13 protein-coding genes are annotated in these 11,213 nt (G+C 71.5%); 8 read left to right on the forward strand and 5 right to left on the reverse strand.

Annotated elements, in window-relative coordinates; genetic code table 11:
- Positions 1-198: 198 nt before the first annotated feature.
- The 5 genes from uraD to HZS56_RS04020 all read left to right on the forward strand — a co-directional run bounded on the left by uraD (position 199) and on the right by HZS56_RS04020 (position 5,285).
- A complete protein-coding gene (gene uraD, locus HZS56_RS04000) occupies positions 199-714 on the forward strand; it encodes a 2-oxo-4-hydroxy-4-carboxy-5-ureidoimidazoline decarboxylase (protein WP_216719262.1) in 516 nt (171 codons plus the stop codon).
- Positions 711-1,127, forward strand: a complete 417-nt coding sequence (gene uraH / locus HZS56_RS04005) for a hydroxyisourate hydrolase (protein ID WP_216719263.1) — start codon at positions 711-713, stop codon at positions 1,125-1,127. Before uraD ends, uraH begins: the two co-directional genes overlap by 4 nt.
- 7 nt (positions 1,128-1,134) lie before the next feature.
- Positions 1,135-2,070: a factor-independent urate hydroxylase gene (gene pucL / locus HZS56_RS04010; RefSeq protein WP_216719264.1), complete on the forward strand. Its 936-nt coding sequence runs from the start codon at positions 1,135-1,137 to the stop codon at positions 2,068-2,070.
- A 175-nt stretch (positions 2,071-2,245) separates the two neighbouring features.
- The gene (locus HZS56_RS04015; protein ID WP_216719265.1) at positions 2,246-3,646 is read left to right on the forward strand and encodes an 8-oxoguanine deaminase; all 1,401 of its coding nucleotides are present in this window, start codon (positions 2,246-2,248) and stop codon (positions 3,644-3,646) included.
- Between the two features lie 247 nt (positions 3,647-3,893).
- Positions 3,894-5,285 carry a nucleobase:cation symporter-2 family protein gene (locus HZS56_RS04020; RefSeq protein WP_216719266.1) on the forward strand — a complete coding sequence of 464 codons (1,392 nt, stop codon included), beginning with the start codon at positions 3,894-3,896 and terminating at the stop codon, positions 5,283-5,285.
- Positions 5,286-5,318: 33 nt separating this feature from the next.
- Here the strand turns inward: HZS56_RS04020 and HZS56_RS04025 are convergent, their stop codons facing one another.
- Genes HZS56_RS04025 through HZS56_RS04040 form a run of 4 tightly spaced genes read right to left on the reverse strand, consistent with a single transcriptional unit; the run spans position 5,319 to position 7,249 of the window.
- The gene (locus tag HZS56_RS04025; protein WP_216719267.1) at positions 5,319-5,741 is read right to left on the reverse strand and encodes an acyl-CoA thioesterase; all 423 of its coding nucleotides are present in this window, start codon (positions 5,739-5,741) and stop codon (positions 5,319-5,321) included.
- Between the two features lie 55 nt (positions 5,742-5,796).
- Positions 5,797-6,486 (reverse strand): hypothetical protein, encoded by a 690-nt coding sequence (locus tag HZS56_RS04030; protein WP_216719268.1) that lies wholly within the window; start codon positions 6,484-6,486, stop codon positions 5,797-5,799.
- Between the two features lie 48 nt (positions 6,487-6,534).
- Positions 6,535-7,134 carry a histidine phosphatase family protein gene (locus tag HZS56_RS04035; RefSeq protein WP_216719269.1) on the reverse strand — a complete coding sequence of 200 codons (600 nt, stop codon included), beginning with the start codon at positions 7,132-7,134 and terminating at the stop codon, positions 6,535-6,537.
- Positions 7,127-7,249, reverse strand: a complete 123-nt coding sequence (locus HZS56_RS04040) for a hypothetical protein (RefSeq protein WP_374201070.1) — start codon at positions 7,247-7,249, stop codon at positions 7,127-7,129. Before HZS56_RS04040 ends, HZS56_RS04035 begins: the two co-directional genes overlap by 8 nt.
- 232 nt (positions 7,250-7,481) lie before the next feature.
- Between HZS56_RS04040 and HZS56_RS04045 the strand changes: the two genes are divergently transcribed.
- Together HZS56_RS04045 and HZS56_RS04050 are read left to right on the forward strand one after the other, a co-directional pair.
- Complete coding sequence (locus HZS56_RS04045; RefSeq protein WP_216719270.1) at positions 7,482-8,243, forward strand: methyltransferase; 762 nt, start codon at positions 7,482-7,484, stop codon at positions 8,241-8,243.
- The gene (locus HZS56_RS04050) at positions 8,240-9,193 is read left to right on the forward strand and encodes a UbiA family prenyltransferase (RefSeq protein ID WP_216719271.1); all 954 of its coding nucleotides are present in this window, start codon (positions 8,240-8,242) and stop codon (positions 9,191-9,193) included. The genes HZS56_RS04045 and HZS56_RS04050 overlap by 4 nt, the downstream gene beginning before the upstream one ends.
- 60 nt (positions 9,194-9,253) lie before the next feature.
- Here HZS56_RS04050 and HZS56_RS04055 read toward each other — a convergent pair whose 3' ends face one another.
- Positions 9,254-10,462 (reverse strand): pyridoxal phosphate-dependent aminotransferase, encoded by a 1,209-nt coding sequence (locus HZS56_RS04055; protein ID WP_216719272.1) that lies wholly within the window; start codon positions 10,460-10,462, stop codon positions 9,254-9,256.
- 87 nt (positions 10,463-10,549) lie between these two features.
- Here HZS56_RS04055 and HZS56_RS04060 point away from each other — a divergent pair, with 87 nt between their 5' ends.
- A complete protein-coding gene (locus HZS56_RS04060; protein WP_216719273.1) occupies positions 10,550-11,197 on the forward strand; it encodes a winged helix-turn-helix transcriptional regulator in 648 nt (215 codons plus the stop codon).
- The last annotated feature ends 16 nt before the right edge of the window (positions 11,198-11,213 follow it).

The following is an 11,213-nucleotide window of genomic DNA, read 5'->3' on the forward strand; positions in this document are numbered from 1 at the left end:
ACACGCAGGGTCCCCTCGCGCCCGAACTGCACGCCTCCCTCGCGCCCGACCTGCACGGTCCGCTCGCGCCTCCCGCCGCCGTCCGGTCACCGGGGGGCGGCTTTTCCGGCCCCCTTTTTTCAACAAAGTGTTGACGCTTCGTTTCCCAGGGCGTTAGCTGTCGGCACGCCCGTTCAGCTCAAGGCCACGGAGGCTCCCGTGACGTCCACTTCCGCGTCGGGCCTGGCCCGGTTCAACGCCCTCGAGGAACCGGTGGCGCGCGCCGCACTCCACGAGGTGTGCGCCGCCACGGCATGGGCCCGGCACCTGCTCGCCGTCCGCCCGTTCGCCACCACCGACGCCCTGTACGCCGCGAGCGACACCGCCACGGCCCGGCTGACGGCGGACGACCTCGCCGAGGCCATGGCCGCACATCCCCCGATCGGCCGCCCGAAGCCGGGCGATGCCACCTCGTCCCGCGAACAGGCGGGCATGGCGGGCGCCGCCGAGGAACTCAAGGCGGAGATGCTCGAACTGAACCTGGCCTACCAGGAGAAGTTCGGCCACGTCTTCCTGATCTGCGCCACCGGCCGGACCGGGGAGCAGATGCGCGACGCGGTGAGGGAACGGATCGGCAACTCTCCCGAGCAGGAGCGGGAGACCGTCCGCACCGAACTGGGGAAGATCAACCGCATCCGCCTGACCCGACTCGTCGAACAGGACGCCCGACCATGAGCACCAGCACCACCGCCTCCGTGTCCACGCACATCCTGGACACCAGCGCCGGCCGCCCCGCCGAGGGCGTCGCCGTCCACCTCTCCGCACGCACCGGTGCGGACGCGGACTGGCAGACGCTCGGCACCTCCGCGACCGACGCCGACGGCCGGTGCAAGGACCTCCCGGCCCCGCCGGAGGGCACCACCCACGTACGGCTCGGCTTCGACACCGAGGCGTACTTCACCGAGACGTATTCCGCCAGGAAACAAGCCGCGGCCCAGCAGGACGCCCCCGCGCTCCGGGACAGCGAGAACGGCCGGCCCGTGTTCTTCCCCGAGGTCACCATCGCCTTCGCGGTGGTGCCCGGCGAGCACTTCCACGTTCCGCTGCTGCTCAACCCGTTCGGCTACTCCGTTTACCGAGGGAGCTGACCGACACATGACCCGATTCGTCCTGGGACAGAACCAGTACGGCAAGGCCGAGAACCGCGTCGTCAAGATCACGCGGGACGGCGACACGCACCACATCAAGGACCTGAACGTCTCCGTCGCCCTGTCCGGCGACATGGAGGAGGTCCACCGCAGCGGCTCCAACGCCAACGTCCTGCCGACCGACACCACCAAGAACACCGTGTTCGCCTTCGCCAAGGAACACGGCATCGAGAGCGCCGAGGACCTCGGCGTCAAGCTCGCCCGCCACTTCGTCGACGACAACGAGCCCATCCGCCGGGCCCGCATCCGCATCGAGGAGTACGGCTGGGAGCGGATCGAGACCTCCCAGGGCGGCGCCCGCTTCGTCGGCGCCGACGAGATCGCGCACTCCTTCGTCCGCACCGGCCAGGAGACGCGCGTCGCGCAGATCACCTACGACGGCCACGGCATCCAGGTGCTCTCCGGCTTCAAGGACCTGACCGTACTGAACTCCACCAACTCCGAGTTCTTCGGCTTCCTCAAGGACAAGTACACGACCCTCCAGGAGGACCACGACCGCATCCTCGCCACCACCGTCTCCACCTGGTGGCGCCACAACTGGGACGGCGCCGACCCGCACGCCCCCGACTGGGACCGCTCGTACGCCGGGGTGCGCAAGCACGCGCTCCAGGCCTTCGCCGAGACCTACTCGTACTCGCTCCAGCAGACCCTCTTCGAGATGGGGGTACGGGTCCTCAACTCCCGCGACGAGGTGGACGAGATCCGCTTCTCGATGCCCAACAAGCACCACTTCCGCTCGGACCTGTCGCCCTTCGGGATCGACAACGACGCCAAGGACGGCGCGGTCTACTACGCCGCCGACCGCCCCTACGGACTGATCGAGGCCACCATCCTGCGCGACGGCGCCGAACAGCTCATCCCGGTCGACATGACCAACCTCTGACCCGAAGGGTGTGGTCCCGGGGCCGGCCGACCGCCCCCGGGAGCGCATCCTCCCCGACCCCTCGGCACCCGGAGCCACCGGCTCCGGCACTCAAATCCTCCCAGGGTCCTGCCGTGCCCTCCCCGTGGGTACTCGACTCCCCGCCCACGGGCCCCACCGAAGACAAGGAAGCAGCATGGCAGCAACACCCGGCACAGCACCGGCAGCCGAGCGCACCGTCATCGAGAACGGCGCGATCGCCACCGTCGACGCGGACGACACCGAGTACGCCTCGGGACACGTCGTGATCGCCGGCAACAGGATCGAGTCCGTCGGCGCCGGCCGGGCCCCCGAGGACCTGGAGAACGTCGTGGCCCGGATCGACGCGACCGGACACCTCCTCACACCCGGCCTGGTCAACACCCACCACCACTTCTACCAGTGGCTCACCCGGGGCCTGGCCACCGACCACAACCTCTTCGACTGGCTGACCGCGCTGTACCCGACGTGGGCGCGCATCGACGAGCCGATGGCCCACGCGGCGGCCCAGGGCTCCCTCGCCATGATGGCCCGCGGCGGCGTCACCACCGCCATGGACCACCACTACATCTACCCCGAGGGCACCGGCGACCTCTCCGGCACGATCATCCGCGCCGCCCGCGACATGGGCGTCCGCTTCACCCTCGCCCGCGGCTCCATGGACCGCGGCGAGTCCGACGGCGGGCTGCCGCCGGACTTCGCGGTGGAGAGCCTGGACGACGCGCTCGCCGCCACCGAGGCCACCGTCCGCGAACACCACGACCCGTCCTTCGACGCCATGACCCAGGTTGCCGTGGCACCCTGCTCCCCCTTCTCCGTCTCCACCGAACTGCTGCGCCGGAGCGCCGAGCTGGCGCGCCGGCTCGGGGTGCGACTGCACACCCACGGCTCGGAGACCAAGGAGGAGGAGAAGTTCTGCCACGAGCTGTTCGGCATGGGCCCGACCGACTACTTCGAGTCCACCGGCTGGCTCGGCGCCGACGTGTGGATGGCGCACTGCGTCCACATGAACGACTCCGACATCGCCGCCTTCGCCCGCACCGGCACCGGCGTCGCCCACTGCCCGTCCTCCAACGCCCGCCTCGCCGCCGGAATCGCCCGCGTCCCCGACCTGCTCGCCGCCGGCGTCCCCGTCGGTCTCGGCGTCGACGGCACCGCCTCCAACGAGTCCGGCGAACTCCACACCGAACTCCGCAACGCCCTGCTCGTGAACCGCCTCGGCGCCCACGGCGAGGCCGCGCTGAACGCCCGCAAGGCGCTGCGCCTGGGCACCCACGGCGGCGCACAGGTCCTCGGCCGGGCCGCGGAGACCGGCTCCCTGGAGGCGGGCAAGCTCGCCGACCTGGTGCTGTGGCGCATGGACACCCTCGCCCACTCCTCGATCGCCGACCCGGTGACCGCCCTGGTCCTCGGCGCCGCCGCCCCGGTCACGGCGTCGTTCGTGAACGGCCGCCGGATCGTCGAGAACGGCAGGCTGCTCACGGTCGACGAGGACGCCGTCGCCCACGCCACGAGGGACGAGGCACGCCGCCTGGCCCGTCGCGCCGCCCAGGCCTGAGCCCGCTCCTCGGCCAGGTCAACCCCGTACAACAGCACACCACGTGAACTCCGGCCGGGAGGGACGGCTCCCGGCCGGCAGCCGTGGACCCCAGCGGCCCACGGCGACCGACTCCGGGGCGTGCGCGCCCGAGCGCACGCCCCGGAGCGGTACCCCGTTCCCACAACGGTCCCGCACGACCACACCCGCACCACCTCCCTGACACCCGCGTCAGAGCCGACGTGTAACCGACCGGAGGAACACCGCCGTGGCCGACCACCCAGTTGACGAGAAGCTCCCGCCACTCAAGATGGCGACGACCGGCCTCCAGCACGTGGCCGCGATGTACGCCGGAGTCGTCGCCCCGCCCCTGGTCGTCGGTGCGGCCATCGGCCTGACCGCCACCGAACTCACCTTCCTCACCGGCGCCTGCCTGTTCACCGCGGGCCTCGCCACCTTCCTCCAGACCCTCGGCATCTGGAAGATCGGCGCCCGGCTGCCCTTCGTCAACGGCGTCACCTTCGCCGGTGTCGCCCCCATGACCGCGGTCGTCGCCTCCACCGACGACACGTCCGACGCGCTGCCGATCATCTTCGGCGCGGTCATCGTCGCGGGACTCCTCGGCTTCCTCGCCGCCCCCGTCTTCTGCAAGGCGATCCGCTTCTTCCCGCCGGTCGTCACCGGCACCGTCATCACCCTCATCGGCATATCCCTGCTGCCCGTCGCCTTCGACTGGGCGCAGGGCCCCAGCCCCACGGCGGACGACTACGGCTCGGCCACCCACCTCGGCCTGGCCGCGGCCACCCTCGTGATCGTCCTCGTCCTGCGCCGGTTCACCCGCGGCTTCGTCAAACAGATCGCCGTACTCCTCGGCCTGGTCGCGGGCACCCTCATCGCGATCCCCTTCGGCGCCACGGACTTCGCCCCCGTCGCGGAGGCGGACGTCGTCGGCTTCCCGACGCCCTTCCACTTCGGCGCCCCGCAGTTCCAGATCGCCGCGATCGTCTCCATGTGCGTCGTGATGGTGGTCTCGATGACCGAGTCCACCGCCGACATGCTCGCCCTCGGCGAGATCGTGGACCGCCCGGCCGACGAGAAGACCATCGCCGCCGGGCTGCGCGCCGACACCCTCGGCACCGCGATCAGCCCGGTCTTCAACGGCTTCATGTGCAGTGCCTTCGCCCAGAACATCGGCCTGGTCGCGATGACGAGGATCCGCAGCCGCTACGTCGTCGCCGTGGGCGGCGGCTTCCTGGTGCTGATGGGCCTGTGCCCGGTGGCCGCCTCGCTCATCGCCGTCGTACCGCGCCCGGTGCTCGGCGGGGCCGGCGTGGTGCTGTTCGGCTCGGTCGCGGCGAGCGGCATCCAGACCCTGGTGCGGGCGAGCCTGGACAAGGACAACAACGCCCTGATCGTGGCCGTCTCGCTGGCCGTCGGCATCATCCCCATCGCGGCGCCGGAGTTCTACCACGCGTTCCCGGAGAACGCGAAGATCATCCTGGACTCCGGCATCTCGACGGGCTGTGTGGCCGCGGTCCTGCTCAACCTGGTCTTCAACCACGTCGGCGGCGGCCGGGACCGCGACGCGGAGGACGTCACCCACCCGATGGAGGCGGGCGGCGAGCTCACCGAGTCGTCCAGGGCCGCGGCCACCCCGTGAGCCCCGTCGCCGCCCGCGCGGCCGGCCGGGGCGCTACAGCCCGAACAGCCCCGGATCCGCCGCCAGTTCCTTGAACCGCTGCCGCGGGTCGGCGACCAGCTTGCGGGCAGCCAGGTCCATCAGCCCGCCGACGCCCTCGGCCTCCGCCGCCACCGTGCCGTCGGTCTTGCGGATGAGCTGCAGGATCCGGAAGGTCTTGCCCTCGCCCCACTCGAATGCGCAGGTCACCGTCACTTCGTCACCGGCGAGGAGCTCCCGCCGGTAGCGGATCCTGGTCTCCAGGGCGACCGGTCCGACCCCGCCCGCGACCAGTTCGGACTGCCTGATCCCGGCCGCCTGGAGCAGCGACCAGCGGGCGTGTTCGGCGTAGTTCAGATACACGGCCTGGTTCAGGTGGCCCTGGGTGTCGGTCTCGTACCCGCGGACGGTCACCGGCACGGAAAACGGCTCGCTCACCGCTGCTGCCTCTCCTCGTGGACGTATCGGCCCAGTGCGTCCTGGCACGGTGGCGTCACACCTTCCGGGGGGAGGCCAGCAGGTAACGGGCCCGGGAGCGCGGCTCGGTGTGCTCCCCGACCTGCCAGCCCGCCCCCTCCAGCGTCCCGGCGTACGCCTGCAACGCGTTGCCGTCCGGGCCGTGCACGGCGACGGCCTCCGGCTGCGGCGTCGCCCGCACCCGGTACCCGTCGCGGCCGTCCGGCCCCGCCGGACGGTGCCCGGCCGCCTCCAGCGCCAGTGCGGCAGCGCGCACGAGATGCGACCGCTCCCACCCGCACGGCCGCTCCGTACTCCCGTCGGGCTGCGTCATCCGCCGCAGCTCGAGCAGCCCCTGCCAGGCCCCCCGAACCTCCCGCAGCCGCGCGGAGGCGGCCTCACCCGGCACCGGCTCCTCACCGCCGACCCGCGCGGCGAACACGTCCCGCGAGGCCGGTCCGGACGACGCCCGGGCCGCCGAGGCATCCGGCCGGCCATCCGCTTCCCGCCCGACCGCTTCCCGCCTGTCCGCTTCCCGCCCGTCCGCCTCCCGTATCCGATGCCCGGCCGGTGTCAGGAAGTGGTCGTGCGGCGGGCGCGGATGCCGGAAGGCGAGCCCCCGCTTCACCAGCGCCGCCAGCTGCGCCTCCGTCCCCTTCAGGCGTCCGGAGACGGGATCGGCGGCAGCGATGACACGCCGCTGGGCGGCGGTGGGCGACAGGGCCACGGCACGCCCCCTTCCGTCTCGTCGGCTCACCGGTGACGCCTTCGAAGACTACGACGGAGGTCTGACATTCCAGGCGGCGATCACCGGCCGCCCGTGCTCCGTGCCCAGCCGGCACAGCGTGCCGGTGCCGAGCTGGAACAGCGCGCCGTGCGACGGCGGCAGCCCCAGGTGCCGTGCGGTCAGCACCCGCAGGAAGTGCCCGTGCGCCACCAGCACCACACACCCCTCGGTGTCGGCGAACGAGGCCTCCACCGTGGCCAGCACCCGGTCGGCCCGCGCCCCCACCTGCTCGGGCGTCTCCCCGGGGCGGTCCGGCGGGCCGGGCGCGACCCCGTCCGTGAACAGGAACCAGTCCGGCCGGTCCCGGTGGATCTCGACCGTCGTGACGCCCTCGTAGCCGCCGTAGTCCCACTCGTGCAGATCCGGCTCGACGCGCACCTCGTGCAGCCCGATCAGCTCGGCCGTCTCCCGCGCCCGCTCGAAGGGGCTGACGAAGGCGGCCCCGATCCGGTGCGACCTGATCAGCGGCACCAGACTCCGCGCCTGCTCCCGCCCCTTCGCGGTCAGCGGAACGTCCGTCAGCCCGGTGTGCCGCCCGGACCGCGACCACTCGGTCTCACCGTGCCGAACCAGAAAAAGATCACCCATACGTCCAGGCTACGGGCAGCTCGCGCCGGAGTTCGCCGGCGGCGAGGGTCTGCACCATGAACTTCACGGTGGACAGCAGTTCTCCGGTACGCGGGTGGCGGGCGGCGAGCTCCATCGCGGAGAACGCGTGCCTCTGCGGTCATGAACTGCCGTGGAGGCAGGCAGGGCAAAGCGCGCTCTCTTCACCGTGACGCTCGAATCACCCGGCTCGTTGGTACGGCAGTGTGACCGTCACCCGCGGAACCGGCCGGATCGTGTCCCAAGGGGGAGCGGGGCCGTGTGTCCGGCGGCTGCCGCTGTACGGGAGACCGCCGTGCCCGGACCCGGCCTGCCCTTCAGGGAGTCTCATGCCCAGCCCGTACGTCCCGGCCCCGGCGGCCGGTACCTTCGCCGAGCCGCTCGCCGATGCCCAGGCACCGTTCGAGACCGGCCTGCGGCTGGTGGACCGGCACGCGCATGAGGGCAGTCCCCGGGAGTTCGCGATGTTCGACCTGCGGTGGGATCTGCTGCCGGGGGTGTTCGCTCCTGTGCACACCGACTCCACCGAGCTGTTCACCGCATGGCTGCCCTTCCCGGTGGGAGGGAAGTTCCTGGAAGTGGGCTGTGGCGCGGGGGTGACCGCGGTCGTGGCGGCCCTCGCCGGCTGCGCACACGTGACGGCGGTGGACATCACCGCGGAAGCGGTCCACAACACCGAGGTCAACGCCGCACGCCACGGTGTCGGTGACCGAGTCCGGGCTGTGCGAAGCGACCTCTTCGATGCTCTGGCACCCGGTGAACGCTTCGACCTGGTGTTCTGGAACTCCAACGTCGTCCCCGCCCCCGACGAGTTCGTCTACGACCACGGGCTCCAGCACGCGATCTTCGACCGCGGTTACAGCGCGCACCGTCGCTACCTGAGCGACGGCCTGACGCGTCTGACCGAAGCGGGCCGGCTGTTCCTCGGCTTCAACAGTCTCGGGGACCTGCCCCGGCTGACCTCACTGGCCACAGCGTCGGGAACGCGGATCACCGCCCGCCGGGACAGCGCCCGCCACACATCCGACGTCCCGGTGACCTTTCAACTGCTGGAGATCACCGCCGACCCCGGCAACCGGGCCGCCACATGAGCGCCGGGCACCCACCCGCCGGAGCGATCACACCCGTTCCCAAGGCCGTCAGCTACCTCAGGCTCGGCAAGGCACGCATCTACCACTACGTGTACGGATGGGCGCTCGGCCTGGTGCTCCTGCACACCGACGGCATCGCCGTCACCACCAAGGCCGTCCCCCTGACCCTCCTGCTCGTCGGCATCCTGGCGTTCCAATGGAGCACCTCGGCGGCCGACGACGTCTGCGGATTCCTCAACGGCAGCGACGCCCGCAACTACGCGGACCGGCCGGCGATCACGCGCGTGCGCAAGCCCCTGCTCACCGGCGCGCTGACGCTGCCGGAGGCCACGCGGTTCGCCGTCGTCACATGGTGCGCCGGCCTGGCCGCCCTCCTGCTCGCCGCCGCCTCGCTCGGCCGGCACGTCCCCGTCCCGGCGCTGGCGGTGGCCGTTCTCACCCCGGCCTTCGCCGTCCAGTACTCCTGCGGCGCCAAGCTCAGCTACCGCCCCCTCGGACTGGAATCGACAGTCCTCTTCACCGGCGCCTACACCGTTTTCGTGCCCTACTGGTTCGTCACCGCCACCCTCAGCCCCACCACGCTCCTGGTCAGCGCCCTGGTCGGGCTGTGGCTCCTCCTCGTGGTCGCCTACGGCAACGCCTCCGACCGGGACGGGGACCGTGCCGTCTCGCGCAGAACCCTCGCCGTCATCCTTCCCCCGGCCTGGTTCGCCGCCCTGCTCCACCTGCTGGTCGCCACGAACGCGGTGCTGCTCGTCCTGCTGTCCACGACACTGCGACGCCCCGAGCCGATCCTCCTCACCGCTCCCGTCACGGGCCTGCAACTGGCCCAGCTCTACTACGGCGTGTACCGCCGGGAACTGCGCAAGGCGCGGTTCCTGGTCCTCGTCTCCATCGACATCGGATCCGTCGCCCTGGCCGCCGCCCTTCTCACGAGCCGCTCCGTGTGAGACCCACAAGGCCCGGGCCTGAACGAAACTGTGGGGGGCACGTCCGAGCGCGGGGGGCGCCTACTGCCGGTACCCGCTCAGGAAGCGGCCGATGCGGCCGATCGCCGCCTCCAGGTCGTCCGCGTAGGGCAGGGTCAGGATGCGGAAGTGGTCCGTTCCCGGCCAGTTGAAGCCGGTGCCCTGGACGACCTGGATCTTCTCGCGGAGCAGCAGGTCGAGGACGAACTTCTCGTCGTCGTGGATCCTGTGGACCTTCGGGTCGATCCGAGGGAAGGCGTACAGCGCGCCCCTGGGCTTGACGCAGGAGACACCCGGGATGTCGTTCAGGCGCTCCCAGGCCACGTCCCGCTGTTCGCGCAGCCGGCCGCCCGGAGCGGTCAGTTCGTGGATGGACTGGCGGCCGCCGAGCGCGGCCTGGATGGCGTACTGCGCGGGCGCGTTGGCGCACAGCCGCATGGAGGCCAGCATGGTCAGGCCCTCCAGGTAGTCCTTCGCATGCTGCTTCGGGCCCGTCACCACCAGCCAGCCGGAGCGGAAGCCCGCCACCCGGTACGTCTTGGAGAGGCCGCAGAAGGTGAGGACCACCAGGTCGGGGGCGAGGGAGGCGGCCGCGTGGTGGACGGCGTCGTCGTACAGGATCTGGTCGTAGATCTCGTCGGCGAAGACCATCAGGCCGTGGCGGCGGGCCAGGTCCAGGATGCCCTCGACGATCTCCTTGGGGTAGACGGCGCCGGTGGGGTTGTTGGGGTTGATGATGACGACCGCCTTGGTGCGGTCGGTGATCTTCGACTCCATGTCGGCCAGGTCGGGGTACCAGTCAGCCTGCTCGTCGCACAGGTAGTGGACCGCCCTGCCGCCCGCGAGGGTCGTCACCGCCGTCCAGAGGGGGAAGTCGGGGGCGGGGATCAGGACCTCGTCGCCGTCCTCGAGGAGAGCCTGCACGGCCATGGAAACCAGCTCCGAGACGCCGTTGCCCAGGAAGACGTCGTCCACGTCCACCTCCAGGCCCAGTGCCTGGTAGCGCTGGGCGACGGCCCGGCGGGCGGAGAGGATGCCGCGCGAGTCCGTGTAGCCGTGCGCCTGCGGCAGCATCCGGATCATGTCCTGGACGATCTCCTCCGGCGCCTCGAAGCCGAAGAGCGCCGGGTTGCCGGTGTTGAGGCGCAGGACGCTGTGGCCCGCCTCCTCCAGTGCGTTGGCGTGCTCGATCACCGGGCCGCGGATCTCGTAGCAGACCTCGCTGAGCTTGTTCGACTGCCGGAACTCCATGCGCGGCTTCCCCTCCGGAATCTGGTGTTGCTTGGTTTTACCAAGTGACAGCTTGGAAAGTCCAACAACTTGTCTACACTGCGTCGCATGTCACCTCGCGCTCGCCGTAGCTACGACCAGTTCTGTTCCGCCGCCCGCGCGCTCGACGCCGTCGGGGACCGCTGGACCCTGCTGATCGTCCGGGAGCTGCTCGCCGGCCCGCGGCGCTACACCGACCTGCACGCCGACCTGCCCGGCGTCAGCACGGACGTACTCGCGTCGCGGCTGAAGGACATGGAGCGCGACGGGCTGACGACCCGCCGCCGGCTGCCGCCGCCCGGAGCGGCGTACGTGTACGAGCTGACCGCGCGGGGCCGCGGCCTGCTGCCCGTGCTGGAGGCGCTCGGCACCTGGGGGGCGGGTGAGCTGGGGGAGCGGCGGCCCACCGACGCCGTACGGGCGCACTGGTTCGCGCTGCCTCTGCTGCGGGCGCTGCGGGAGGCCGGGGCGGCGGAGGGCGTCGTCGAAGTCCGGCTGGAGGAGGGGGACTTCCATCTGTACGCCGACGAGGCGGAGGACGGTCCCGTGTACGGGGACGGGCCCGCGCCCGGGGAGCCCGACGCCCGGCTCGTGCTGGACGCCGGGACCTGCGCGGCGCTCGGCCGCGGGGAGACCGGCCTGCGGGAGGCGGTGCGCGACGGCCGTGTCGAGGTGACCGGCGACGGCACGGCGGCCAAGGCGCTGCGGGAGGGGTGAAGGGAGCCGTAAAGGG

It is taken from the genome of Streptomyces mayonensis (genome assembly GCF_018982965.1).
Classification (GTDB): Bacteria; Actinomycetota; Actinomycetes; order Streptomycetales; family Streptomycetaceae; genus Streptomyces; species Streptomyces mayonensis.

What these genes read in the sequence shown, in the direction of transcription:
- uraH (WP_216719263.1), top strand. Translation starts at nt 711, where the DNA reads ATGAGCACCAGCACCACCGCCTCCGTGTCCACGCACATCCTGGACACC.
- pucL (WP_216719264.1), top strand. Translation starts at nt 1,135, where the DNA reads ATGACCCGATTCGTCCTGGGACAGAACCAGTACGGCAAGGCCGAGAAC.
- HZS56_RS04015 (WP_216719265.1), top strand. Translation starts at nt 2,246, where the DNA reads ATGGCAGCAACACCCGGCACAGCACCGGCAGCCGAGCGCACCGTCATC.
- HZS56_RS04035 (WP_216719269.1), bottom strand. Translation starts at nt 7,134, where the DNA reads ATGGGTGATCTTTTTCTGGTTCGGCACGGTGAGACCGAGTGGTCGCGG.
- HZS56_RS04040 (WP_374201070.1), bottom strand. Translation starts at nt 7,249, where the DNA reads ATGGAGCTCGCCGCCCGCCACCCGCGTACCGGAGAACTGCTGTCCACC.
- HZS56_RS04045 (WP_216719270.1), top strand. Translation starts at nt 7,482, where the DNA reads ATGCCCAGCCCGTACGTCCCGGCCCCGGCGGCCGGTACCTTCGCCGAG.
- HZS56_RS04050 (WP_216719271.1), top strand. Translation starts at nt 8,240, where the DNA reads ATGAGCGCCGGGCACCCACCCGCCGGAGCGATCACACCCGTTCCCAAG.
- HZS56_RS04055 (WP_216719272.1), bottom strand. Translation starts at nt 10,462, where the DNA reads ATGGAGTTCCGGCAGTCGAACAAGCTCAGCGAGGTCTGCTACGAGATC.
- HZS56_RS04060 (WP_216719273.1), top strand. Translation starts at nt 10,550, where the DNA reads ATGTCACCTCGCGCTCGCCGTAGCTACGACCAGTTCTGTTCCGCCGCC.